Source organism: Bacillus sp. SH5-2 (genome assembly GCF_008368905.1).
Lineage (GTDB): Bacteria > Bacillota > Bacilli > Bacillales > Bacillaceae_G > Bacillus_A > Bacillus_A luti.
In genome coordinates this window covers 193,012-218,765 of sequence record NZ_QOSD01000025.1, presented here as the reverse complement: position 1 = coordinate 218,765, position 25,754 = coordinate 193,012, and the positions used below count along the sequence as shown (strand labels likewise).

Here is a 25,754-nt window from a genome sequence, read left to right as displayed (position 1 = left end):
GTATGTGCGAAGTGCTTTTAACGGATTCCAAAGAAGTTTTTCATCTTTGTAAATACCGATACTTTTTCTTGTTCAAATGCTTGTAATGGTACATTCTCACCTAACAAACGTCTTGCAATATTACGATAAGCTAACGCTGCTTTTCCGCTCGGTTGCAACGCTACAGGTTCACCTGTATTTGTAGCTCGAATAACTTCATCATCATCTTCAACAACACCAAGAAGCTCAATTGACAATGTACGTACGATTTCATCAACATCTAACATATCCTGTTCATGAAGCATATGACTACGTACACGGTTAATAACAAGTTTCGGTGGTTCAATATCCTCTTTTTCTAAAAGCCCGATAATACGATCTGCATCGCGCATTGAGGATACTTCTGGCGTCGTAACGACGATTGCTTTATCCGCACCAGCTACCGCATTTTTAAATCCCTGCTCAATCCCCGCAGGACAATCAATTAATATGTAATCATAATCTTGACGTAATACTTGTATTAATTCATCCATTTGTTCAGGTGTTACCGCTGATTTATCACTCGTTTGTGCTGCAGGTAATAAATAAAGATCATCAAAACGTTTATCTTTAATAAGAGCCTGAGGTAAACGGCAACGCCCTTCAACGACATCAACAAGATCAAATACAATACGATTTTCCAGCCCCATTACTACGTCTAAGTTTCGAAGACCGATATCTGTGTCAATTAAACACACTTTCTTTCCAGATAAGGCTAGGGCTGTACCAATGTTCGCAGACGTTGTAGTTTTACCTACTCCGCCCTTTCCAGATGTAATTACTATTGCCTCTCCCACAGCTATACAATTCCCCTTTCTAACTTTGTTAAATTAGGTCTAAGATGAGTGAGAAGTTGCAGGCGATCGACAACAATGTGATTATCCTCATTAATATACGCACATTCTGCCATCTCTGCTCCGTCTTCTTTCTCTTCCGGAGCCCGCATTGTCACATCATTAATTCGAAGTTGCATCGGGTTCATAACAGATGCCGCAATAACAGCTTCCGCATCTCCATCACAACCGGCGTGTGCAATTCCTCTTAATGATCCCACAACAAAAATATTCCCCCCAGCGATAACCGTTCCGCCTGGATTAACATCTCCAATTAACAATAAATTTCCTTTTACACGCAATACTTGTCCAGAGCGAACGATTTTGGAAATAGGGACAATTTCTGTTTCTTCTTTCCAAGCTATTGCTTCCGCTTTAGTCATAACATCACTTTCAATTGAATCCACAACGAGATTCTTCTTATTACGAATTAACGTACGAATCTCTTCTTGTTGGACTTCTGTTAAATAACGATTGCCTACTTTCACGTGCACTTCAATTAAAGAGTGCCCGTCGCCACCATAGTAATGTGTAGAAAGCTTTTCGTCCAATTCACTCAACAATTCAGAGAATGAACAGCAATCATCTAAATGAAGCGTTATCCCGTCTTTTGTCCCTTTTATCGTTACATTTTGTTGCTTTTTTTCTTCCACTAAAGTTCACCCCACCGATTCAATTCGACATAAAATTAGAAAATCCTTTTTTCTTTTTCTTCCATCGCTTTTGAAAGACGCGTTAAATATCGTCTCAGTGGGAAACAAACTATTAATAGGAAAATTCCATTTAGCAATAAAGTAGCTAGGAGACGATCTGTGAAAAAGACATAGGCTGACATATGAGTACGTCCTAACAAAGTTAAAAATCCATACACATAATACTCTAGTGCTGCAATGCTAGCTAATACGATAGAAACAACAATAAATAAATTCAATTGCAATATCTTCATTATACTATAGACTAAATAAGCTAAAATCGGATAAGCAAATATATATACGCCGACAAGTTCTGTGTATACGGTATCAAATAAGAAACCAAATAATAGTCCGTAATAAATCCCTTGGACCGGACTATAATACACTGTAATAAAACATAACACAATTATAAAGAAGTGCGGTGCTGCTATACTTTCTTTCCAAAACACATCCGTTGGAACAACAGTAGCAAACATATTTTCAAATAGAAAAACAAAAAGGAGCAAAAGAGGAAGAGCTGCTCTTTTTAAAATCTTCATCATCTCTTCTTCTCCCCCTATTCTAATGGCGCTGAAGGCGTTGCACGTTTAGCAACTATAATATGCTCTACGTCATTTAAATCAGCGGCAGGTTTTACATAAGCAGTTTTTGTTAAGCCGTATGGATCTGGCTGAACATCAACGATTTTTCCGATGACAAGACCTTTCGGGAATATATCACCAAGTCCTGATGTTACAACTAGTTGATCTTTTTCTACCGGTGCATCAGAGCCAATCTTTGTGAAAAGAAGTAATTGTTTTTCTTTATCATAACCTTCAATCAATCCAAAGATTTTCTCTTGCCCTTGTACAATAGCAGAAACACGATTTGTTCGACTCATAGAGCTTAACAGCTCTACTGATGATGTAAATTGAGATACACTTTTCACTCTTCCAACTAAACCTTGTGAAGTGATTACAGCCATATCTTTTTTAATCCCTTGCTGTGCCCCTTTATCAATCCCAATTAAATCGTACCATTTATCTGGATTACGAGAGACGACAGTAGCTGGAATTTCAGTATAATCACTATTCAACTGTGTTTTACCAGTTAACTCTTGTAATTTCTTTTTATCATCTTCTAATTGCTTTACGTCACCTGATAACTTTGCATAGTTATCTAATTTTGCTTTTAATTCTTTATTCTCTTCATACGTGCGCTTTACATCTTCTACGTTTTCGAAGAATCCGGCAACATAATTCGCTGGCTTTTGGAATACACGTTCTACAACACCGACAGTATCTTTTATAAACTGCTCTGGCCATGTTAAACTGTTCCGTTCTTTCAATGAAATTCCAATCAATGCCACGAGAAGAATAATACTAACTAACAAAACAATTAATCTTTTGTTTAAGAAAAACTGTGGCACGTTCACACCCTCTTAATTTTACTGATTTTTATTTTGCAATATTATCGAGCAGCAGTTTTGAAAAGGTCGATATTGTCTAATGCTTTACCCGTTCCAATTGCTACACAATCTAATGGGTCTTCCGCAACAAGAACTGGCATATTTGTTTCTTCACTAATAACTTTATCTAAGTTACGTAGTAATGCCCCGCCACCAGTTAATACGATACCACGGTCCATAATATCTGCCGCTAATTCAGGTGGAGTTTTCTCTAACGTATTTTTAACTGATTCTACAATCGCATCCACTGTATCTTTTAATGCATCTGCGATTTCTTCAGGCTGAATTAGTACTGTTTTTGGTAAACCACTTACTAAATCACGACCGCGAATTTCCATAGGCTCGATACCTTCTGGCTCGCCTGCAGAACCGATTTCTAATTTTAATGCTTCAGCTGTTCTTTCACCGATCATTAAGTTATAGCTTTTCTTAATGTACTGAATGATTGAATCATCCATATCATCACCGGCAACACGAACTGATTGACTTGTTACAATACCACCTAAAGAAATGATTGCAACTTCTGTTGTACCGCCACCGATATCAACAACCATACTACCAGTTGGTTCCCAAACAGGTAAGTTCGCACCAATTGCTGCTGCAAATGGTTCTTCGATAGGATAAGCATCACGAGCACCAGCTTGACGAGTCGCATCGATTACTGCACGTCTTTCTACAGCTGTAATACCAGATGGTACACATACCATTACGTATGGTTTACGTGAGAAGAATCCATTTGATTTTTGAGCTTGTTGAATGTAATATTTCATCATTGTTGCTGTTGTTTCATAATCAGCAATTACACCGTCTTTCATTGGGCGAAGTGCCACAACATTTCCTGGTGTACGACCAATCATTTGTTTTGCGTCGCTACCTACAGCAACGATTTGTTTCGTATCAGTTTGTAACGCTACTACTGAAGGTTCACGTAAAACTACACCTTTTCCTTTTACATATACAAGCGTGTTCGCAGTTCCTAAATCTATTCCAAGATCGCGAGTAAAGCCACCAAATCCAAACATATTATTTATCTTCCTTTCTTGTTTTCACGGACTCATTTTTTCTTACTTTATATGATAAAAACAGTACGTTTTTTATATCTGTATCCTTTTTGCAGATAATTTTCTACAAAAAACTCATAAATCACATTATAAAACAAAATAAGTAAAAAGCATAGTCTTAAATATGACCTTTTTCCTTTAAACTCACGAATTTATGGTCACCTATTATAATATGATCAAGCACTTCAATTCCGATAATCTGACCGCATTCTACTAAACGTTTTGTTACTTCAATATCTTCTCGGCTCGGCGTAGGATCTCCTGAGGGATGGTTATGAAGACAGATGATAGAGGCTGCTGCTCGGCGGAATGCTTCTTTAAAAACTTCCCTTGGGTGTACAATTGATGTGTTTAAACTTCCAATAAAAATCGTTTGCCTATGTATAACTTGATTTTTTGTGTTCAGATATAAGCACACAAAATGCTCCTGTTGTAAAAAGCGCATTTCTTCCATCATGTATCTCGCACAATCTTCCGGGCTTCGAATGCTATATCTATTTTGATATTCTAAACGCACCATTCTTCTACTTAGCTCAAAGGCTGCCATAAGCTGAGATGCCTTTGCAATCCCCACACCATGTATACTAACTAGCTCTTCTAACGTTGCATCTTTCAACATACGTAAGCCATCAAAGTGATGCAAAATTTTATCTGACAACTTTAAAACCGTCTCTTCTTTAGAACCTGTTCTAAGTAATACTGCAAGAAGCTCCCGATTCGATAAACTTCCAGCTCCTTCTAACAATAAACGCTCCCGTGGCTGTTCTTCTCTGACAACATCACGAATACCGTTCATCTCTCCACCCCTTTATTTGTTCTCTCAAAGAAAACCCCATGCAATTTTACGCATGGGTCACATCAATATTAAATTTTTTCAATTCCCGAACGAGACGTGCAATTGGTAAACCAACTACACTGTAGTAGTCCCCTTGGATATGTTGAACAAAAATAGACCCCTTACCTTGAATACCATAACTTCCTGCTTTATCAAGAGGCTCCTTCGATGCAACGTATGTATCAATTTCCTCTTCTGTTAATTCCCAAAATGTAACTTCTGTACGCTCATAAAAAGTAACTGTTTTTTCTTTTGCTATAATTGCAACACCAGTATACACTTCATGTGCTTTCCCTGATAATAACTGTAACATTTCTTTCGCCTCAGCCTCACTAGAGGGCTTTCCAAGAATACGTGACTCATATGTAACAATTGTATCTGCACCTAACACAATGTGATCACTATTATTTTCTGCTACCGCAGATGCTTTTTGTAGGGCAAGAGACATAACAATATCAGAAGGCGATGAATACGCACCAATCGTTTCTTCTACTTCACTTACAACAATTTCAAATGGCACACCAGCTAATTCAAGCAATTCCTTCCTCCGAGGTGATCCCGAAGCTAAAATGATTTTTCTCATATTTTCTCCTTCCTTTCTCACATGAAGCAAAATCATTTACATCAATCGTATCAAAGGAATAGTTTGTCCACAAATGAAAGAAATATTATTTTCCCTAGACAAAGTAATATTTCTTTATTGAATACGATTATATTCCGACCATAGAGAAAGCACTTTGCTCTAAATTCAAAAGAAAAGAAAGAAGCACTTATACTTCTTCCTTCGCCATTTTATTATCCTATCATTTCACTTTTTGCGAAACAATTTTTTCATACGAAAGCATACCGTCAATAATAACTTGATTTAATTTCGCCAAAGATTCCTTATCACCTTTCCCTTCTTTCACTGTTTGTACAGCCACTGACGTATACATATACAGTTTCTTCGCCTCTTCCTGCTTCATACTTTTCCCGTCTTTTTCAATTGCTTTCCATTCTTTTTCAATCGCTCCTATATCTTTTTCATTACTTTTTCCACCAGCCTGCACACTAGAAATATATTTTGTTAAATGAGTATATAATGGCTGCACTTTTGTTAAAAAAGCTCCTACTTCTTTATCATCTTTAAGTAACACCTTATCTGTTATATCCCAGTTCTTTTTCAAAACGGAGACACCATCATTTTTATACTGAGTCATTAATTGATTTATGCCCTGTTCATCGCTAGCAATACCAACAACTAATGCATACTTATCGCCGCTCGGCTTCAAAGCTGCAATCCCCCCATTAGCTTTCCATTCTTCAAGAGCTGCTTGTCCCTTTTCTTCAGAAGAATAGAGCCCTCCTTGAACAAAAAATAATTTCATTGGATCTAATGACGTCCCTACCTGCGCTTTTTGTTTTTCCTCTTTTGGTGCTGGTGTTTGTTCCCCCGTTCCACCCACCTTTGATTCTTCATTCCCGGTCTGCTTTGAAGCTGTTACTTCACTTCCCCCTGTCGTCCCTTGCCTGGTGACATGAAGCATTCCCATTCCAAGCGCCGTACCAATAACAATAGCAGTAGCAACAATTATAATTAATCTATTACTCCATTTCTTTCGATACTTTTCCATAGATATCGATTTCGCTTTTTGAAAAGGAACGACGTTCTTCGGTCTCTCACTTTCTACTACCATCCAGTCAAATTCATCTTTCTTTTTTTCCTCATACTTTGCTTCTGTTCCATTCACTTTCACTGAGATCGTTCGTGATTGCTTGTCCATACACTCACACCTCACCTCTTATCATTGTCCGCATCATATCATATTCATTTCACAAAAAAACGGGATATTTGTCAGAGAAATTCGCCAAATTACCCTATATTATTATCTTATATGTATGCATTTGACTTCATTTGTAGAACAAAAAAACTAGATAGTAAATACTATCTAGTTTTTTCGCCGATATACTTTCGAACTTCAGAAATGAAGTAAAGAGAACCTGTTATGATGAAAACATCATTTCCTCCCATCATTTCAAGCTTCGTATCAATTGCCTCTTTCCAATTCTCGAAAACTAATTTTGACTCTTTTTGCGAATATGATGCAAGCTTATCAGCAGAAATAGCACGATCAAAGGCGAATGTTGTAAAAATAATTTCATCAGAAATAGTTTCTAATTGACCTACCATGTTATGCAATTGTTTATCCCCAAGAGCTGTAAATAAAACGATTACGTTTTTATCTTTATAATGTGCTTCTACTGTTTTCACAAGACTTTCAATACCTTCTGGGTTATGAGCACCATCTATAATAACATCTGGATTACTTTGCAGTTTTTCAAAGCGCCCAACCCAATACGCTTCCTGTAATCCAGTTCTTATTTCTTCTTCCTCAATTAAAAACGATACATATGTTTTTACATACATTACTGCCATAAGTGCTAGTGCTGCATTTCCTACTTGGTGAATACCTTTCATTGAAATTTGCACATCATCAAATGTTGCGAAAGGACAAGTAAAATCAAACTTTTCTCCATCTTCACTAGACTGTTTATGTAACGCTGTAAAATGCTTGCCAATCTCATATAAGTTTGCATGATTTTCCGTCGCAACTTTTCGAATGACTTGCAATGCTTCCTCATTTTGCACACCTGTAATTACCGGAACACCTGACTTAATAATTCCTGCCTTTTCATATGCAATTTCTCCTAGTGTATTCCCTAAAATATGCATGTGATCGTGGCCGATATTCGTAATAATTGTTAGAACAGGGTGAATGACATTAGTGGAGTCAAAACGTCCTCCAAGCCCCGTTTCAAATAAAACAACATCACAGAAATTGACTTTACCAAAATAACAAATTGCCATAACAGTAATAATCTCAAACTCAGTCGCTTCTCCTAAATCCGTCTCATCTAGTTTTTCAACGACTGGTTTTACCATCTTTACAAGTTCAGTAATCTCTTCATCTGCAATTGCTGTTCCGTTCACACTAATACGTTCATTAAATGTTTCGATATAAGGAGAAGTGAACGTCCCCACCTTATATTTCGCGCCTTCTAGCATGTAGCGCATATATGTTAAAGTTGAACCTTTTCCATTTGTACCAGCAAGATGAACACATTTTATGTGACGCTCTGGATTTCCGAGTTCTTCTAGCATCCACCTCATTCTTTCTAATCCTGGTTTAATTCCAAACTTCAATCGACTATGAATCCATCCTATCGCTTCTTCGTATGTATGTATCACGTATACTTTTCCCCTTTCAAAAAACCTTCATCATTCTATTATACGCAAAGAAAAGAGACTCACCAATATAGTGAGTCTCTAAAAAACATTTTTATTTCTCAAGATCTGCTAGACGTTGGCGAACTGCTTCGCGTTTTTCTAGGTAATCTTGCTCTTTCGCACGCTCTCCTTCAATAACTGCTGCAGGAGCTTTCGCTACGAAACCTTGATTTGAAAGTTTCTTCTGTACACGTTCTACTTCTTTATCAAACTTCTCAAGTTCTTTCTCAAGACGAGCTCTCTCTTCATCAAGATTGATAAGGTCAGCTAACGGTAAGAATAACTCCGCACCTGATACGATTGCAGTCATTGCTTTTTCTGGTGCTTGTAAATCCGTTTGAATTGTTAATTCACTTGGGTTACAGAAACGCTCAATGTAAGAGCTGTTTTTCGTAAGTTGAGCAAGTACAGCCTCATCTTTTGCTTTAATTTGCATTTGAACTTTTTTGCTCATTGGCGTATTTACTTCTGCACGGATATTACGAACAGAGCGAATAATATCAACTAGAAGGTGCATTTCTGCTGCCGCTTCTGTATCTTGTAAATCTTCGCGAACTGTTGGCCACGCTGCTACTGTAATAGATTCGCCTTCGTGCGGTAAATGTTGCCAAATCTTCTCTGTTACGAATGGCATGAATGGGTGTAATAGACGCATTGTTTGGTCTAATACGTAAGCTAAAATAGAACGAGTTGTTTTCTTAGCCGCTTCATCTTCACCGTATAATGGAAGTTTCGCCATTTCAATGTACCAGTCACAGAAATCATCCCAAATGAAGTTGTATAGTGAACGACCAGCTTCACCGAACTCATATTTATCCATGTTACGTGTTACACTTTCGATTGTTTCGTTTAAGCGAGTTAAAATCCACTTATCTGCAACTGATTTTTCACCAGTTAAATCGATTTCTTCATACTTCATATCATCCATGTTCATTAATACGAAACGTGATGCGTTCCAAATTTTATTAATGAAGTTCCAAGTGGATTCTACTTTTTCCATGCTGAAACGTAAATCTTGTCCTGGTGCACTTCCTGTTGATAAGAAGTAACGCATTGCATCTGCACCGTACTTCTCGATAACATCCATCGGGTCGATACCGTTACCAAGAGATTTACTCATTTTACGCCCTTGCTCATCACGAACTAAACCGTGAATTAATACATCTTTAAATGGACGCTCGCCTGTAAACTCTAAACCTTGGAAAATCATACGAGATACCCAGAAGAAGATGATGTCATAACCAGTTACTAATGCATCTGTTGAATAGTAACGTTTAAAGTCTGCTGCATCTTCATTTGGCCAACCAAGTGTTGAGAACGGCCATAGCGCTGAGCTGAACCATGTATCAAGTACATCATTATCTTGATTCCAGTTTTCAATATCTGCTGGCGCTTCTGTACCTACGTATACTTCACCAGTTTCTTTATGATACCAAGCTGGAATACGGTGTCCCCACCATAACTGACGAGAAATACACCAGTCATGAATGTTTTCCATCCAGCGTAAGTATGTGTTTTCAAAACGCTCTGGTACGAACGTTACTTTTTCTTCTTCTTTTTGTTGTAACTCTACTGCCTTTTCAGCAAGTGGAGCCATTTTTACGAACCATTGTGTTGATAAGTAAGGCTCAACAACTGCACCGCTACGCTCACTATGACCTACTGAATGCATATGAGGCTCGATTTCTACTAATACGCCAGCCTCTTGTAAGTCTTTCACTAATTCTTTACGACATTCGAAACGATCCATACCGTTATACTTACCAGCTTTTTCATTCATCGTTCCATCTTCGTTCATTACTAAGATGCGTGGTAAGTCATGACGGTTACCTACTTCAAAGTCATTCGGATCATGAGCTGGTGTAATTTTTACAACACCTGTTCCGAAGTCTTTTTCTACGTACTCATCAGCGATAATCGGAATCTCACGGCCTACGATTGGAAGTGTAACTGTTTTTCCGATTAAGTGTTTGTAACGATCATCTTCTGGATGAACTGCTACTGCTGTATCACCAAGCATCGTTTCTGGACGAGTAGTTGCAAGACGAATGTGACCAGAACCATCTGTTAACGGATAGTTCATATGGTAGAATGCACCTTGAACTTCTTTATGAATTACTTCAATATCAGAAAGAGCTGTACGTGTTGCTGGATCCCAGTTGATAATATATTCACCACGGTAAATTAAGCCTTTTTCGTATAATTGAACGAATACTTTATTAACCGCATCAGATAAACCTTCGTCTAATGTGAAACGTTCACGAGAATAGTCTAGTCCTAAACCAACTTTTCCCCATTGTTGACGAATGTGAGAAGCGTATTCTTCTTTCCATTCCCAAGCTTTTTCAAGGAATTTCTCACGGCCAAGATCGTAACGTGAAATACCTTCTTCACGAAGTTTCCCTTCTACTTTCGCTTGTGTTGCGATACCCGCATGGTCCATTCCTGGAAGCCATAATACATCGTAACCTTGCATACGCTTCGTACGAGTTAAAATATCTTGAAGAGTCGTATCCCAAGCATGACCTAAGTGTAACTTACCAGTTACGTTCGGAGGTGGAATTACAATTGTGTATGGTTGTTTCTTCTCATCTCCTGTTGCTTCAAAATATTTGCCTTCTAGCCACCATTGGTACAGGCCTTCTTCAACGGACATATGATCATATTTAGTTGGTAAATTCTTTTCCGTGTTTGACATTATTTTCCCTCCTTAAAATAAAAAACGCCCCTCATCCAAAAAAGGACGAGGGACATCGCGGTACCACCTTTATTTACAAACAAATTCAGAATTTGCTTATACTCTTAATTTGATAACGGACAAATCCGTCTTTTCCTAATGAGAACTATTCCGTTCAGAAAAGATGCTCCAGGGCTACCTTCTAACATAACTATCTAGAGAATCTCCCAGCTAATGATTCTCCTCTCTGAAGACGTTTCATGTTATACTCTTCCCCTTCAAGGCATTTATATGATTGTTAATTATTATATACAATAGTGTAAAAAACGAAACCTTATTCGTCAAGATAAATTTAATACTACATCTTTCTGGGCGAATACAAAAAAAGATAAGTAGCATCCTCTACTTATCTTCTTATCCGTTCCCTTGCTGGGCAGCTTGTAATTGTGACAGGAAATATTCTATGTTACTAACGAGCCAATGCGATTGTTGCAAACTCTTTACTCCGCGAATTTCATTTTCCTCATTGCGATTCTCTCTTCTTTTCTTATAAGACTGGATTTGCCGAATAAATTGCGATGGATACGTCATATAAGCAAACATAAGAAGTTGCTCTTCTTTCGTAAACGGGAAATTTTTTTGGTACACTTGATACCATTCAAAACGATCACTTCGCGCAATTGGATATGTGTTTAAAGACCGAGAATAAAAGCCTACAATATCTTGCACAGGCGTGGCAAACTTTGATTTTTCTAAACTAATAAAATAGCCATTCCGCTCATAGTCAAATAAAAAATGATTCAGTGACACGTTACCATGTACAAACGTAATGCGTGTTTTTTCTTTTTCTTTCATCGCATCGTTCCACTCATTTAATTGCTTCGTTGCAAATTCCCGCGCCCTCATTACATGATGATAGTACGTACAATATTGTAATTCAAACGGAGACATATACCACTTCGCTTCAGACTCTACAAGAAACTCTTCTAACATCTCACCATCATTTTCCCAACGATCGGATATATTCGTATAATGCTTTTCTAAATCCTCTTCTGTATACGTTTCTTCTTTTACCGTTTTTTGATGCAACGTTCCAAGTGTCTGAAACATTTTATGGTATTGATCATTATCCTCGCCGTTTCCTTCCGCACGCTCTAACCAAGGCATTAAATAATAATTATACGTCCCGTCACTTAAAATATAATTTCCATCCGTCGCATGATATATAGGTACATAATTTGAAAAACCTTTCTCTTTCAAATATTGAATATGATGTAGAAAATTATTTCGCGCTAATTTTCTATCTTCTATTTTTTTCAATGCATATGGACCTTGATTTGTGTAAATTTTCGTTACACTTCCGTGCTCTTCCATGTGCTGCGTATCCAATCGATACTGCCTTACAATGGGTTCATAACGATTTCGTAATTCAATATCCATACGAATGACCCTTTCTATTCAAAGCATAACCTCTAAGAAAATAAGGGGAAACTCTTCCCCCTTATTTTGCCTTCGCTCTTGAAACGGGAATATAAATTATTTGTCCTTCAGTTAAATAGATATCTTCTGTTTGATTGACACGGTACAAGTTCTGTACTGACGTTTCATAACGTTCTGCAACAGATTCGATCGTATCTCCTTCTTGCACAAAATACATTCTTAACTTTGTAAATTCCTCTTCCGGTTCTTTCGTAAATAATTTCGTTAAATAAAGCGCATTTTCATCTCTCTGTGAGTACACTTCTTCTTGTTCTTCCTGCTTTTTCGCTTTTTCTTTCTTGAAATCTTTTCGTCCGAACAATTCAAATTGCGGCGTGATTTCTTTCTCCTCTTCACGCCCTACAAATTCATGTTCTTCTATTTCCTCTTCCTCTACTTCTTGCTCTTTTCTTTCTTCTAGTTGGAACGGTTCAAATGCATAATCTTCCCACTCATCCGATTCCTTATAAGCTGGTTCTTCTACATGCGGTGTAGGCCTATTTTCATCCTCTTGTGCTGCATCATCTTCTTCTAACTCCTCATACACCGTTTCTTCTTCTTCTTCTTCATCCTCGATCCTTTCCTCATCACATAAACCTGTAATAGATATATCCGCTAGTAATTGTAAGCAACCATTTTCCTTTAATTCATAATCAAATTCCTCGATTGATACATATAGTTCTTCAATTACTTTCACCCGGTTTCTTGGTATTGATATTTCAAGCGGGAAGGAATGAACAAGTTCATTAACCCCATCTTCCCTTGTTTCTACATAATCAATTGATTTTGCTGGCGATAGTTCTCTTAATGAATAAGCTGAATCATCTTGCCGTGCGACATACTCTCCCGTTAAATCTAATTGCCCTCTCACGATAACTTCATGATCAAGCTCTTCTATTTCAACGTCTGGATCTAACGAAATTGACAAAAGTTCTTCGACTTCCTGTCCTTTTTGGAACCAAACAGATTCTTTTAATGAGAATCGTAATGAATGATCTGTTGTCACTTCTTTTCCCCCTCCCAAACTATATGTCATTACAGATTTATGTTTCGAAAGCCTACTTTATGAATAAAAAAATCGCTCCCCTTATGGAGAGCGATTTTCTTTCATGCATTATGCTTTTAATTTTGACATTGCAATTTCAGCCGCTTCAATCGTCGCTTCAATATCAGCATCACTATGCGCTGTCGATAAGAATAATCCTTCGAATTGAGATGGCGGTAAGAATACACCTTGTTCTACCATTTCACGATAGTAAGCCGCAAAGAATTGTAAGTTTGAAGATTTTGCTGCCTCATAATTAATAACTGGCTCATCTGTAAAGAAAATACCAATCATAGAACCTGCACGATTAATATGATGAGGAATTCCATGTTTTTCCGCTGCTTTACGTAATCCAGCTTCTAACATTTCAGCTTTACGCTCAAATTCTACATACGATTCTGGCGTTAACTGTACTAACGTTTCATAACCTGCTGCCATTGCAAGTGGATTCCCTGATAAAGTACCAGCTTGGTAAATTGGTCCGCTTGGCGCAACTTGGCGCATAATTTCTGCTTTACCACCGTATGCTCCTACTGGTAAGCCACCACCGATTACTTTACCTAAACAAGTTAAATCAGGTGTTACACCGTAGTAACCTTGTCCACAATTGTAAGCAACTCGGAATCCTGTCATTACTTCATCAAAAATAAGTAATGAACCGTTTTGCTCTGTTACTTCACGAAGACCTTCTAAAAATCCAGGCTGCGGGGGAACAACCCCCATATTTCCTGCTACTGGTTCTACAATTACACAAGCAATGTCATCACCGAATTGTTCGAAAGCATATTTTACACTTTCCAAATCGTTGTACGCTACTGTAATCGTATTTTTCGCTACACCTTCTGGTACACCAGGGCTATCTGGTAAACCTAGTGTCGCCACACCAGAACCCGCTTTAATTAATAACGAATCACCATGACCGTGGTAACAACCGATGAATTTCAAAATCTTATTACGACCTGTATAACCACGAGCTAAACGTAGCGCACTCATTGTCGCCTCTGTTCCAGAGTTAACCATACGTACAATCTCAATTGATGGTACGCGCTCAATAACAAGTTTCGCTAATTTATTTTCAATTTCTGTTGGTGCACCGAAGCTTGTACCTCTTTCAGCAACAGATTTTAACGCTTCAACAACTTGATCATTTGCATGACCATGAATTAAAGGCCCCCATGATAATACGTAATCAATGTACTCATTTCCATCGATATCATATACTTTAGAGCCTTTTCCGCGCTCCATAAATAACGGATTCATACCAACAGATTTAAAAGCACGAACAGGGCTGTTTACGCCGCCCGGCATTAAGTCTTGAGCCTCTTCAAACGCCGCAATCGACTTATCAAACTTTTTCATTATTTAGCGCCTCCTTCTTGTAACCATCTTGCTGCATCTTTTGCATGATACGTAATAATTAAATCTGCTCCTGCACGTTTCATGCTAATTAACTTTTCAAGTACAACTTCTTTTTCGTTAATCCAACCATTTTGCGCTGCCGCTTTGATCATCGAATATTCACCACTCACATTATAAGCAACAACTGGTAAGTTAAAGTTATTTTTCACATCACGAACGATATCTAAGTAAGAAAGAGCTGGCTTTACAATTAAGAAATCTGCCCCTTCCATTACATCTGATTCAGCTTCACGGAATGCTTCCATGCGGTTCGCTGGGTCCATTTGATATGTTTTACGGTCACCAAATTGCGGTGCACCGTGCGCAGCATCACGGAATGGTCCGTAAAATGCTGATGAATATTTCACAGCGTACGACATAACTGGTACATGTCCAAAACCATTTTCATCTAACGCATGACGAATTGCTGTTACGAATCCGTCCATCATGTTTGATGGCGCAATAATGTCTGCTCCTGCTTTCGCTTGGCTTACAGCTGTTTTCGCAAGAACCGCAAGAGACTCATCATTTAAAATAATACCATCTTCAATTACACCGCAATGACCGTGACTTGTGAATTGACATAAACATGTATCCGCAACTACTACTAACTCAGGGAACTCATCTTTAATTTGCTTAATTGCACGCTGTACAATTCCATGATCACAATATGCTGATGATCCAACTTCATCCTTTTCAGCAGGTAAACCAAATACAATAACAGAGCGAATACCCAAATCAACAACTTCTTGCATTTCAGCTTGCAATAAATCTAAAGACATTTGATATACGCCTGGCATAGAAGGAACTTCGTTACGAACATTTTCACCTTCTAATACAAAAATAGGGTAAATAAAATCTTCCGTATGTAAAAACGTTTCACGCACAAGCGCACGCATATTACCGCTTTGTCTTAAGCGACGATGACGATTAAATTGTAAAGAGTTCATAGATTTCTATCCCCATTCTTTTATTTTATAGATTCACAAATGCATTGTAGTAATGCTTCTACAGTGTACTCTTTCGGCACAATAACATGCGGAAAATAAAGGATCGCCTCTTTTTCCGTAATAGGCCCTATACAAGCAATTGTACATTTTTTTGTCCATTCTCTCCAGTTTGTGCCCTCAAGTAAATGAACAAAACTAGTAACAGTTGAAGGGCTCGTAAATGTAATAATATCTATTTTCTCTACTTCTAACGATGCTATAAGCTCCTGCCTTTTCTCTACATTTTCTTTCGTACCATATACGATTAATTCATCTAGAGAAACACCAAGTCCTCGAAGTGCAACTGGAATTACATCTCTTGCTAAATTCCCTTTCGGAAATAGAATACGCTCGTTTCCACTTAGTTTTTTTATAAATTCTTCTGCAAATACCTCTGCCACAAATGAAGTTGGAACAAAGGCTACTTGATAGCCCCGCTTTTCTAACTCTAACTTTGTTTTCACACCGACAGCAGCAATTTTAATTGTTGCTGGAAGCTTCTTTTTCAAACTATCTAGAAAAAAAGCTACACCATTTTTACTCGTAAAAATAACCCAGTCATACGAATGCAGCTGTTCTGCTATATGTTGAATTTGCCTAGAAGACATACCTTCCATACGCAAAAGCGGAATTTCCAATGGAATTCCGCTCTTTTCTTTTACCGCCACACTCATTTGTTTCGCTTGATGCTGGGCACGTGTAATCAATACCGTTTTGCCAGCGAGAGCGTTCATATTTATTGTTGCCCCTTATTTGCAGCAAGAATAAGTTCTTTTGCACCTTGTTTAATTAAACGGTCCGCTGCCTCTAATCCTACTGCCTCAGGATCAGCGCCTGCTACTGTCTCTTTCAATAAAACAGAACCGTCCATAGAACCGACAAGAGCTGTCAATTCGATTGCATCGTTTTCTGTAAGAGTTGCATATCCAGCGATCGGAACTTGGCATCCACCTTCAAGTTTATGAAGAAATACGCGTTCTGCTGCCACTGTTTTTTCTGTTACGGCATCATTCATATGCGCTAACAACTGTAGTAAATCCTTATCGTCCTCACGACATTCAATCGCTAATGCCCCTTGTCCTACAGCTGGTACACATAGCGTTTCATCTAAATGTTCTGTAATAACTTCCCCGTCCCAGCCCATTCTCTGTAATCCCGCTGTCGCTAAAATAATTGCATCATAATCTTCATCTTTTAACTTACGTAAACGTGTATCGATATTCCCTCGAATCCACTTCACTTGTAAATCAGGTCTCGTAGCTAGTAGTTGTGCACTACGTCTCAAACTACTCGTTCCTAAAATCGCGCCTTCTGCTAAGTCTTTAAATGATTCTCCGTTTTTAGAAATAAAAGCATCACGAGGGTCAACGCGCTTTGGTGTACAGCCAATCGTTAATCCTTCTGGAAGTACAGCTGGCATATCTTTCATACTATGTACAGCCATATCGATTTCTTTCGTAAGTAACGCGTGTTCAATTTCCTTTACAAATAAACCTTTTCCGCCTACTTTTGAAAGAGTAACATCTAAAATAACATCACCTTTTGTGACGATTTCCTTCACTTCAAATTCATACGGTAAGCCTAACGCTTTTAACTGATCGATAAACCAATTTGTTTGTGTTAATGCTAGTTTACTCTTTCGTGAACCTACAATAATTTTGCGCATAATTCTCTCTCCTCATTATAAATACCAAAAGTGGAAATTAGATAAACTACTTAATAGAAAAATGTTAACTAGCATTACGAGAAATGCCCCGATATTCCACAGTACAATTTTTTTCCCTTGCAACACATCTGCCGCTCGTAAATATAAACCTGTGCAATATACAAATAAAACAACGAAAGATCCGATTACTTTCGTATCATACCAATGGAAATTGTCCAATTTTGTATATCCCCATATGCATCCTAATAAAATCGCTAATAAGAAAAACGGAACAGAAAATAAATTTAATCCGTAAGACGTAGATTCGAGCTTCGGTAAATTCCCTAACCTTCTTAATCTCGCATTCCATTTTTTCTTTTTTAATAGGCGATACTGCAATAAATACATAATAGAAAAAATAAACGATACAGTAAACGTTGCATAAGAAATAATCGCCATACCGACATGCACGTATACAAGTTCTGAAACTAATTGCTCTGCAAGTACTGGCGACATCTTTCCGAGCGGTGTAAAAATAGAAAAAGCGCTTACGCCAAATGCTACAACATTTGTAAAAAAGACTAAAAAATCCACGCGCATAAATCGGTTAATGACTAACGACATCGTAATCAATAACCATACATAAAAATAAATCCCTGATAATAAAGTTAAGATAGGATTTGTTTCCGAATCTGTAGCCCGAAGTAGCATAAAAATAGACTGCAGAATCCATACAATCGAAAGTAACCAAAAAGCAAATCGGTTCGCCTTTCGGTTACTTTGGAAATAATCTATAAAATATAAACTAATGCTACAAGCATATAAAACAATTGCAATATGATAAATAATACTGTTATTTAAAAAGCTCATCCGATCATCCTTCCAAATTATAAAGATGGAACGGATGGTGTCCACGCTCTTTTATGTTTTACTTCTTCCGCATTTCTCTCTACTTCTTCCATTTCTAAATCAAAAATCTTCGCAAATAAAGCGAGTTTTTCTGTCGCTCCATCCTCAGCAGCTATTTCTTTTGCTACTAGAATTGGGTCTTTTAATAATTGATTAATTATACTTTTCGTATGTTTACTAATTACTTTTTTCTCACGATCACTAAGATTTGGTATTTTTCGCTCAAGACTTTCCATCGTATCACTTTGAATCGCTAACGCTTTATCACGAAGAGCCGATATTAACGGGACAACACCAAGTGTACTTAACCACGTTTTAAATAGAACCATTTCCTCTTCAATCATAAATTGAATTTTCTCTGCTTCTTTCAAACGCTCAACACGGTTTGCTTCCACTACTCCTTGCAAATCATCGATATCATATAAGAAAGAACCTTCTAGCTCATCGATTGCAGGATCAATATCACGTGGTACTGCAATATCCACCATAAATAAAGGACGACCAGAGCGCATTTTCTCTACTTTCGTCATCATCTCTTTCGTAATGACATACTCCGATGCACCAGTTGAACTAATTAAAATATCCGCTTCTAATAATGCACATTGCAATTCACTTAAAGATTTTGCATGTCCCATATACTTCTCAGCCATTACTTCTGCTTTCGATAGCGTTCTGTTCATGACCGTTACTTTACGAGCACCACTTCCGTATAAGTTTTGCAATGCCAGTTCACCCATTTTACCCGCACCAAGAATAAGCACATGACAATCTGTTAACTCACCAAATATTTTCTTTCCGAGCTCAACAGCAGCATAACTAACAGACATCGCACTTTCACCAATTGTCGTTTCTGAATGAGCACGTTTTGCCAATGTAATGACTTGCTTAAACAATTCATTAAAAATTGTGCCTGTTGCTTTCACTTGCTGTGCTTCTAAAAAGCTATCTTTTATTTGCCCTAAAATCTGCGTTTCTCCAACTACCATAGAATCTAAGCCGCACGTTACGCGGAATAAATGATCTACTGCACCATCTTGTTCAAAAATCGTTAAATATGGTGCAACCTCTTCTATTTCAAGCTGAAACCAATCAGCTAAAAACTTCTTAATATAATACCGTCCCGTGTGTAATTGATCGACAACAGCATAAATCTCAGTGCGATTACAAGTTGATACAATGACATTCTCTAACACGCTCTTTTGATTTTGTAATGTAGTCATTGCTTGCTCTAGCTCTGCTGCCTGAAATGTGAGTTTCTCACGAAATTCTACAGGGGCTGTTCGATAATTTACACTAACAACAAGAATATGCACGCAGCATGTCCCCCTTCACCCGTTTTATCACTTTATCTACTATCATAATACAACTTTCCTCTTATGAATCTGACAATCGTGTGAACAACCGATTATTTTTTATTTATTCTCCGTATGTAATGAAGGAGATTCAGTAAAACTAATAAAAATTCCCTAATTTATAATGATTATAAATTAATAACTCTATTTGTACGTTACCAAAAAAAGTCCTCATAATCAAGTGATGGAAACTATTCCATATAAATTATAACATCATCTTTCCTATCTTCTTTCATCATGAAGGAAAATATGTATGATTGTTCCAAAATGTAGTTTCTCAATACAATGTATTTGACATTGTATTTCTTTTTCGGTATATTGATTTTACAAAATTAAATTGTGCACAACTTAATAAGGGGGGAGTCATTCATGACAGAAGATTCTTTGCATCTAGATAACCAACTTTGTTTTTCTATTTATGCCTGTTCTAGAGAAGTTACCCGCTTTTACCGACCGTATTTAGAAGAAATGGGCATTACGTATCCCCAGTACATTACTTTACTCGTACTATGGGAACAAGACGGACTCACAGTAAAAGAAATTGGAGAACGTTTATTTTTAGATTCCGGTACGTTAACGCCTATGTTAAAACGAATGGAATCATTACAACTTGTCAAACGCGTTCGTTCCAAAGAAGACGAGCGAAAAGTTTGTATTGAATTAACAGAACAAGGTAAAGATTTAAAAGAAAAGGCTTGTTCATTGCCAACAACGATGGCAACAAATTTAGGAATTACAGAACAAGAATATCGTTCTTTATTAATTCAATTAAATAAACTAATTGAAACAATGAAAACAATTAATGATAGAAAAGGGGAATAAACATGGATAAATTATATACTGCTTCAGTAACTGCTACAGGTGGAAGAAACGGAAAAGTAGTCTCAGATGATGGCATATTAAATCTTGATGTAAAAATGCCGAAAGCACTAGGTGGTGCAGGCGGAGAGGCAACAAACCCAGAACAACTATTTGCCGCTGGCTATGCAGCTTGTTTTGATAGTGCATTACAACTTGTCATTCGTACAAAACGTGTGAAAGTAGAAAGTACAGAAGTAACTGCTCATGTTTCAATTGGAAAGGATACAGATGGTGGTTTCGGACTATCCGCTGTACTTGATGTACATGTCGCTGGCGTTTCACATAGCGAAGCACAAGAACTTGTAGAAGCTGCTCATGGTGTATGTCCTTACTCTAAAGCAACGAGAGGAAATATTGAAGTTACATTAAACGTACGCTAGTATATATAAAGAAAAAAACGCGCGACATTCGTCACGCGTTTTTTGTTTTTGTCATTTTATGAATTGCCTTCCACGCTTCTTCTTTTCCAAGTCCTGTTTCAGAAGAGAATAGAACGATTTCATCGCCAATTTCAACAGCAAGCGTTTCTTTTACAACTTTTAAATGCTTTTGCCATTTCCCTTTCGGGATTTTATCGGCTTTCGTCGCAATAATAATTGTTGGGATTTCATAATGCTTTAAGAAATCATACATCATCACGTCATCGCTTGTTGGTTTGTGACGTAGATCAACTACTAATACAGCTGCGTCTAATTGCTCACGTGTTGTAAAGTACGTTTCAATCATTTTGCCCCATGCTGCGCGCTCTGATTTAGATACTTTCGCATATCCATAACCTGGAACGTCAACAAAATGCATCATTTCATTGATTAAGAAAAAGTTCAGCGTTTGCGTTTTCCCTGGTTTAGAAGAAATACGCACTAACTTTTTACGATTTAAAATTTTATTAATAAAGGAAGACTTCCCGACATTTGAACGACCTGCTAATGCAATTTCTGGTAAATCACTGTCTGGATATTGTTCTGGTCTAACCGCACTAATTACAATATCTGCTTTTGTTACTTTCATTGTTTCACTCCTACTAATGCGTGCTCCAATACTTCATCTAAATGAGATGCAAGCACAAACGTAAGGTTTTCTTTTACGCTCTCTGGAATATCATCTAAATCTTTCTCGTTTTCTGCTGGCAAAATAATTTTTGTTAAGCCTGCGCGGTGAGCACTTAATGTTTTTTCTTTTAAACCACCAATTGGTAATACACGACCACGAAGTGTAATTTCACCTGTCATACCCACTTCTTTACTTACAGGAATACCTGTTAGTGCAGAAATAAGTGCTGTCGCCATCGTAATACCTGCTGACGGTCCATCTTTTGGAACTGCTCCTTCTGGAACATGAATATGAATATCATTTTTCTCATGGAAATTCGGATCAATCTGAAGCTCTTCTGCACGAGAGCGAATATAGCTAAACGCTGCTTGTGCGGATTCTTTCATAACATCCCCCAGTTTCCCTGTTAAAATTAATTTCCCTTTACCTGGTGCTACAGATACTTCAATTGCAAGTGTATCGCCACCAGCTGCTGTATATGCTAACCCAGTTGCCATTCCGACTTGGTCTGTTTTCTCTGCTTGCCCATAACGGAATATATGTTTACCAAGTAAATCTACAATATTTTTCTCTGTTACAACGATACGTTTACGTTCTGCTGTAACGATGATTTTCGCTGCTTTACGGCAAACTTTTGCGATTTGGCGCTCTAGCGTACGAACACCAGCCTCACGTGTATAATAACGAATAATTTCAAGAAGTGCTTCATCACGTACTTGTAAATTACCTTTTCGTAAGCCATGCTCTTTTAATTGTTTCGGCAATAAGTGCTCACGAGCAATATGAACTTTTTCAAGTTCTGTATAGCCAGCAATCGAAATAATTTCCATGCGGTCAAGTAATGGACCAGGAATACTTGAAAGTGTATTCGCAGTTGCTACAAACATAACTTTCGATAAATCATATGGTTCTTCAATGTAATGATCACTGAAGTTATGGTTTTGTTCTGGATCTAATACTTCAAGTAATGCAGCTGATGGATCTCCTCTGAAATCGTTAGACATTTTATCAATCTCATCTAATAAGAAGACTGGATTAACTGTTTTCGCCTTTTTCATACCTTGAATAATACGCCCTGGCATCGCTCCAACATACGTACGGCGATGACCACGAATTTCAGATTCATCACGTATACCACCAAGAGATACACGGACAAAGTTACGATTCAATGACGTTGCGATCGAACGCGCTAACGAAGTTTTTCCGACCCCAGGAGGTCCAACTAAGCAAAGGATAGGTCCTTTTAATGAATTCGTTAACTTCTGTACAGCTAAATATTCAAGTACACGCTCTTTCACTTTTTCAAGACCGTAATGATCTTTGTTTAAAATCTCTTCAGAATGAGTAAGATCAATCATATCTTCTGTTGCTTCTGTCCACGGAAGTGCTAATAACCAATCAATGTAATTGCGAATAACGCCGCTCTCCGCTGAACTCGCTGGTAACTTTTCATAACGATCTAATTCTTTCAGTGCAGCCTTCGTTGTTTCTTCAGGCATTCCTGACTGTTCAATTTTCTCACGAAGCTCTTCAACTTCTCCGCCCTTACCTTCTTTATCGCCAAGTTCAGTTTGAATTGCCTTCATTTGCTCACGTAAGAAGTATTCTTTTTGCGTGCGCTCCATTGAACGTTTCACTTTTTGTCCAATTTTCTTTTCTAAACTAAGTAACTCTTGTTCATCTTGAATAATTGAAATCAGTGTATGTAATCGTTCTTTCACAGATACAATCTCTAAAATCTCTTGTTTCTGCTTCGTTTTAATCGGCAAGTGAGAAGCAATTAAATCAGCTAGTCTTCCTGGTTCTTCTACATCAGCTACCGTTGCAAATGTTTCATTTGAAACTTTTTTCGAAACTTTAATATATTGTTCAAAATGCTCCAGTAACGTACGCATAAGAGCTTTCTCTTCTAGATCATCTTCCACTTCTTCAGTTACCGTTTGAATGGAAACTTGTACAAAATTCTCTTCTTCAATAAACTCTACTACTTCTGCTCTATGTAAACCTTCTACAAGGACACGAAGCGTACCGTTCGGCAATTTTAACATTTGCTTCACTTTCGCAACTGTACCTACACTATATATGTCATCTTCTTTCGGATCATCGATATTCATTTCTTTTTGCATCGCTAAAAAGATGATATTTTCATCCATTGCCGCCTGCTCTAGTGCTTGTATCGATTTATCACGTCCTACATCAAGATGCAGAACCATCGTTGGATATACGAGAACGCCTCTTAATGGTAGGAGGGGTACGATTTTTTCATTCGTATTCATACTAGACATAGCACCTCCATAATAAATTAAACTCCTGTTCAACTATTTTATATTACAATACAACTAGATGCAATTGCAGAGATTCTCCGCAATTGTAAATCCCTTGTTTTTTTCTCCCTTATGCAACGAAAAAAGACTCCGCTTAAGCATACAAACTTAAACGAAGTCTTGCAAATTTTATTATCGTCCACCCTCACATTGATTGTGCATCTGTTTCGTCTACAGCAGTATGTACATCCAGCTCACGATGCATATTTTCCTGCATAAACGTTAGCTCAAATACTTCTTTTAACTTACGAACAGGAATGATTTCAATTCCTTTTATTGTATACAAAAGTGGTTGCATGTTTTCAGCAGGGATGATGACTTTCTTAGCCCCGGCTTTTTTCGCAGCTTTTATTTTTGCGTACACACCACCAATCGGCTTCACTTCTCCGTGTATACTTATCTCACCTGTCATCGCTACTTCATTATTCACATACGTACGATGCACCGCTGAATATACACCAGTTGCCATAGCGATCCCTGCCGAAGGGCCATCAATTGGGATACCGCCTGGAAAATTAATATGTATATCGTACCCTTCTGGCAACACATCTAGAGAACGAAGTACTGTTAATACATTGTCTACAGAACCTTTCGCCATACTTTTACGGCGAATCGATTTTGTTTGACTACCAATACTTTCCTCTTCTACAATTCCGGTAACATTTACCGATCCTTTATCTTTCGCCTTGATTGCTGTTACTTCAATTTCTAATAATGCGCCCGTATTCGGACCATATACAGCAAGTCCATTTACAAGACCAATCCTTGGAATCGGATAAATATGTTTTTCATATTTCGGTGTAAGTTGACTAGAATGAACAACCCATTCTATATCTTCATCTTTAATGAAAGAACGTTCTTCATTTATCGCCATTCCAGCAGAAATTTGCACAAGATTAATCGCTTCTCGTCCATTTCTTGCATACATTCCAATCATTTCAATACCATTTTCACCTATTTGCATTTCCACTTTTTCAGCTGCATTCTTCGCTACTTTCTGAATTTCCTCTGTATCTAACTCACGGAAAAACACTTCTAAACAACGCGAACGAATGGCAGGTGGAATTTCCTCTGGTGAACGTGTCGTCGCACCGACTAAGCGAAAATCTGCCGGTAAACCCTTTTGAAAAATATCATGTATATATGTTGGAATCATCGTATTCTCTTCACTATAATACGCACTTTCTAAAAATACTTTCCGATCTTCTAACACCTTTAACATTTTGTTCATTTGAATTGGATGCAGTTCACCAATCTCATCAATGAACAAAATACCACCGTGTGCATCTGTTACAGCGCCTTTTTTCGGTTGCGGAATACCAGCTTGCCCCATCGCACCCGCACCTTGATAAATCGGATCATGCACCGAGCCAATTAAAGGATCTGCAATACCACGTTCATCAAACCTCGCTGTCGTCGCATCGAGTTCAATAAACGTTGCATTCGTACGAAATGGAGATTTCGGATTTCTTTTCGCCTCTTCTAATACAAGGCGTGCTGCCGCTGTCTTTCCGACACCTGGCGGGCCATATATAATTACATGTTGCGGGTTCGGACCACATAGAGCCGCTTTTAACGACTTAATCCCGTCCTCTTGCCCTACAATATCTAAAAAGGATGTAGGACGTACCTTTTCTGCAAGCGGCTCTGTTAAAGAAATCTCACGCATTTTACGAAGCTGCTCCAATTCTTTTTTCGATTCTCGATCAATTGAAACTTTTTGTGTTCGCTGATTTCGAAGTAAATGCCAAAAATACAATCCGACAATTACCCCAAAAACAAGTTGAACAACTAAAAATATATTTGTCCAGCTCATCATTTATTTCCTCCCGCAATGTTTTATCTCTTAGTATTTCCGCGGAGGAACGTAG

At 37.8% G+C, this 25,754-nt stretch carries 23 protein-coding genes and 1 other annotated feature; of the genes, 2 read left to right on the top strand and 21 right to left on the bottom strand.

Features of this window, described 5'->3' with window-relative positions; genetic code table 11:
• Positions 1 to 17: 17 nt before the first annotated feature.
• The 18 genes from minD to hemA form a co-directional block, all read right to left on the bottom strand.
• A complete protein-coding gene (gene minD / locus DN410_RS22660) occupies positions 18 to 815 on the bottom strand; it encodes a septum site-determining protein MinD (protein WP_000503310.1) in 798 nt (265 codons plus the stop codon).
• Between the two features lie 2 nt (positions 816 to 817).
• A complete protein-coding gene (gene minC, locus DN410_RS22655) occupies positions 818 to 1,504 on the bottom strand; it encodes a septum site-determining protein MinC (protein ID WP_149178134.1) in 687 nt (228 codons plus the stop codon).
• Positions 1,505 to 1,539: 35 nt separating this feature from the next.
• On the bottom strand, positions 1,540 to 2,085 hold the full coding sequence (gene mreD / locus DN410_RS22650) for a rod shape-determining protein MreD (RefSeq protein ID WP_149178133.1): 546 nt from the start codon (positions 2,083 to 2,085) through the stop codon (positions 1,540 to 1,542).
• Positions 2,086 to 2,099: 14 nt separating this feature from the next.
• Entirely contained in the window at positions 2,100 to 2,951 is an 852-nt protein-coding gene (gene mreC / locus DN410_RS22645) for a rod shape-determining protein MreC (RefSeq protein ID WP_001135469.1), read from the bottom strand.
• A 41-nt stretch (positions 2,952 to 2,992) separates the two neighbouring features.
• Positions 2,993 to 4,012, bottom strand: coding sequence for a cell shape-determining protein MreB (gene mreB, locus DN410_RS22640; RefSeq protein WP_000466737.1), 1,020 nt, complete (start codon positions 4,010 to 4,012; stop codon positions 2,993 to 2,995).
• 157 nt (positions 4,013 to 4,169) lie between these two features.
• Complete coding sequence (gene radC, locus DN410_RS22635; RefSeq protein WP_149178132.1) at positions 4,170 to 4,847, bottom strand: DNA repair protein RadC; 678 nt, start codon at positions 4,845 to 4,847, stop codon at positions 4,170 to 4,172.
• Between the two features lie 46 nt (positions 4,848 to 4,893).
• Entirely contained in the window at positions 4,894 to 5,469 is a 576-nt protein-coding gene (locus DN410_RS22630) for a Maf family protein (RefSeq protein WP_149178131.1), read from the bottom strand.
• 220 nt (positions 5,470 to 5,689) lie between these two features.
• Positions 5,690 to 6,649, bottom strand: coding sequence for a stage II sporulation protein B (locus tag DN410_RS22620; RefSeq protein WP_149178129.1), 960 nt, complete (start codon positions 6,647 to 6,649; stop codon positions 5,690 to 5,692).
• 161 nt (positions 6,650 to 6,810) lie between these two features.
• Positions 6,811 to 8,115: a bifunctional folylpolyglutamate synthase/dihydrofolate synthase gene (locus DN410_RS22615; RefSeq protein WP_149178128.1), complete on the bottom strand. Its 1,305-nt coding sequence runs from the start codon at positions 8,113 to 8,115 to the stop codon at positions 6,811 to 6,813.
• A gap of 91 nt (positions 8,116 to 8,206) precedes the next feature.
• Positions 8,207 to 10,852, bottom strand: coding sequence for a valine--tRNA ligase (locus tag DN410_RS22610; RefSeq protein ID WP_149178127.1), 2,646 nt, complete (start codon positions 10,850 to 10,852; stop codon positions 8,207 to 8,209).
• Positions 10,853 to 10,890: 38 nt separating this feature from the next.
• Positions 10,891 to 11,122 (bottom strand) — a binding site (T-box leader).
• Positions 11,123 to 11,245: 123 nt separating this feature from the next.
• Entirely contained in the window at positions 11,246 to 12,271 is a 1,026-nt protein-coding gene (gene ysxE, locus DN410_RS22605) for a spore coat protein YsxE (RefSeq protein WP_149178126.1), read from the bottom strand.
• Between the two features lie 61 nt (positions 12,272 to 12,332).
• Positions 12,333 to 13,346: a stage VI sporulation protein D gene (gene spoVID, locus DN410_RS22600; protein WP_149178125.1), complete on the bottom strand. Its 1,014-nt coding sequence runs from the start codon at positions 13,344 to 13,346 to the stop codon at positions 12,333 to 12,335.
• A gap of 78 nt (positions 13,347 to 13,424) precedes the next feature.
• Positions 13,425 to 14,714, bottom strand: coding sequence for a glutamate-1-semialdehyde 2,1-aminomutase (gene hemL, locus DN410_RS22595; protein WP_071713325.1), 1,290 nt, complete (start codon positions 14,712 to 14,714; stop codon positions 13,425 to 13,427).
• Positions 14,714 to 15,703 carry a porphobilinogen synthase gene (gene hemB, locus DN410_RS22590; RefSeq protein ID WP_149178124.1) on the bottom strand — a complete coding sequence of 330 codons (990 nt, stop codon included), beginning with the start codon at positions 15,701 to 15,703 and terminating at the stop codon, positions 14,714 to 14,716. The genes hemL and hemB overlap by 1 nt, the downstream gene beginning before the upstream one ends.
• A 20-nt stretch (positions 15,704 to 15,723) precedes the next feature.
• A complete protein-coding gene (gene hemD, locus DN410_RS22585) occupies positions 15,724 to 16,476 on the bottom strand; it encodes a uroporphyrinogen-III synthase (RefSeq protein WP_149178123.1) in 753 nt (250 codons plus the stop codon).
• 2 nt (positions 16,477 to 16,478) lie between these two features.
• Positions 16,479 to 17,408 (bottom strand): hydroxymethylbilane synthase, encoded by a 930-nt coding sequence (gene hemC, locus DN410_RS22580; RefSeq protein ID WP_149178122.1) that lies wholly within the window; start codon positions 17,406 to 17,408, stop codon positions 16,479 to 16,481.
• A 15-nt stretch (positions 17,409 to 17,423) separates the two neighbouring features.
• Complete coding sequence (locus DN410_RS22575) at positions 17,424 to 18,257, bottom strand: cytochrome c biogenesis protein (RefSeq protein ID WP_149178121.1); 834 nt, start codon at positions 18,255 to 18,257, stop codon at positions 17,424 to 17,426.
• Between the two features lie 17 nt (positions 18,258 to 18,274).
• Positions 18,275 to 19,609 (bottom strand): glutamyl-tRNA reductase, encoded by a 1,335-nt coding sequence (gene hemA / locus DN410_RS22570; RefSeq protein WP_149178120.1) that lies wholly within the window; start codon positions 19,607 to 19,609, stop codon positions 18,275 to 18,277.
• Positions 19,610 to 20,017: 408 nt separating this feature from the next.
• Here hemA and DN410_RS22565 point away from each other — a divergent pair, with 408 nt between their 5' ends.
• Together DN410_RS22565 and DN410_RS22560 are read left to right on the top strand one after the other, a co-directional pair.
• Positions 20,018 to 20,470: a MarR family winged helix-turn-helix transcriptional regulator gene (locus DN410_RS22565; protein WP_097951060.1), complete on the top strand. Its 453-nt coding sequence runs from the start codon at positions 20,018 to 20,020 to the stop codon at positions 20,468 to 20,470.
• 2 nt (positions 20,471 to 20,472) lie between these two features.
• Positions 20,473 to 20,889, top strand: coding sequence for an organic hydroperoxide resistance protein (locus tag DN410_RS22560; RefSeq protein ID WP_000359781.1), 417 nt, complete (start codon positions 20,473 to 20,475; stop codon positions 20,887 to 20,889).
• Positions 20,890 to 20,920: 31 nt separating this feature from the next.
• On the opposite strand, the gene ysxC is transcribed toward DN410_RS22560, so the two are convergent.
• The 3 genes from ysxC to lonB form a co-directional block, all read right to left on the bottom strand.
• Positions 20,921 to 21,517, bottom strand: coding sequence for a ribosome biogenesis GTP-binding protein YsxC (gene ysxC, locus DN410_RS22555; RefSeq protein WP_149178119.1), 597 nt, complete (start codon positions 21,515 to 21,517; stop codon positions 20,921 to 20,923).
• Positions 21,514 to 23,844 (bottom strand): endopeptidase La, encoded by a 2,331-nt coding sequence (gene lon, locus DN410_RS22550; RefSeq protein ID WP_149178118.1) that lies wholly within the window; start codon positions 23,842 to 23,844, stop codon positions 21,514 to 21,516. The genes ysxC and lon overlap by 4 nt, the downstream gene beginning before the upstream one ends.
• 184 nt (positions 23,845 to 24,028) lie before the next feature.
• Positions 24,029 to 25,699, bottom strand: coding sequence for an ATP-dependent protease LonB (gene lonB / locus DN410_RS22545; protein ID WP_149178158.1), 1,671 nt, complete (start codon positions 25,697 to 25,699; stop codon positions 24,029 to 24,031).
• Positions 25,700 to 25,754 lie beyond the last annotated feature (55 nt).

Excerpts from the sequence above, each read along its gene's own strand:
- mreD (WP_149178133.1), bottom strand. The coding sequence starts at position 2,085 with ATGATGAAGATTTTAAAAAGAGCAGCTCTTCCTCTTTTGCTCCTTTTT.
- mreB (WP_000466737.1), bottom strand. The coding sequence starts at position 4,012 with ATGTTTGGATTTGGTGGCTTTACTCGCGATCTTGGAATAGATTTAGGA.
- radC (WP_149178132.1), bottom strand. The coding sequence starts at position 4,847 with ATGAACGGTATTCGTGATGTTGTCAGAGAAGAACAGCCACGGGAGCGT.
- DN410_RS22630 (WP_149178131.1), bottom strand. The coding sequence starts at position 5,469 with ATGAGAAAAATCATTTTAGCTTCGGGATCACCTCGGAGGAAGGAATTG.
- DN410_RS22620 (WP_149178129.1), bottom strand. The coding sequence starts at position 6,649 with ATGGACAAGCAATCACGAACGATCTCAGTGAAAGTGAATGGAACAGAA.
- DN410_RS22610 (WP_149178127.1), bottom strand. The coding sequence starts at position 10,852 with ATGTCAAACACGGAAAAGAATTTACCAACTAAATATGATCATATGTCC.
- ysxE (WP_149178126.1), bottom strand. The coding sequence starts at position 12,271 with ATGGATATTGAATTACGAAATCGTTATGAACCCATTGTAAGGCAGTAT.
- spoVID (WP_149178125.1), bottom strand. The coding sequence starts at position 13,346 with ATGACATATAGTTTGGGAGGGGGAAAAGAAGTGACAACAGATCATTCA.
- hemL (WP_071713325.1), bottom strand. The coding sequence starts at position 14,714 with ATGAAAAAGTTTGATAAGTCGATTGCGGCGTTTGAAGAGGCTCAAGAC.
- hemB (WP_149178124.1), bottom strand. The coding sequence starts at position 15,703 with ATGAACTCTTTACAATTTAATCGTCATCGTCGCTTAAGACAAAGCGGT.
- hemD (WP_149178123.1), bottom strand. The coding sequence starts at position 16,476 with ATGAACGCTCTCGCTGGCAAAACGGTATTGATTACACGTGCCCAGCAT.
- hemC (WP_149178122.1), bottom strand. The coding sequence starts at position 17,408 with ATGCGCAAAATTATTGTAGGTTCACGAAAGAGTAAACTAGCATTAACA.
- DN410_RS22575 (WP_149178121.1), bottom strand. The coding sequence starts at position 18,257 with ATGAGCTTTTTAAATAACAGTATTATTTATCATATTGCAATTGTTTTA.
- DN410_RS22565 (WP_097951060.1), top strand. The coding sequence starts at position 20,018 with ATGACAGAAGATTCTTTGCATCTAGATAACCAACTTTGTTTTTCTATT.
- DN410_RS22560 (WP_000359781.1), top strand. The coding sequence starts at position 20,473 with ATGGATAAATTATATACTGCTTCAGTAACTGCTACAGGTGGAAGAAAC.
- ysxC (WP_149178119.1), bottom strand. The coding sequence starts at position 21,517 with ATGAAAGTAACAAAAGCAGATATTGTAATTAGTGCGGTTAGACCAGAA.
- lon (WP_149178118.1), bottom strand. The coding sequence starts at position 23,844 with ATGTCTAGTATGAATACGAATGAAAAAATCGTACCCCTCCTACCATTA.
- lonB (WP_149178158.1), bottom strand. The coding sequence starts at position 25,699 with ATGAGCTGGACAAATATATTTTTAGTTGTTCAACTTGTTTTTGGGGTA.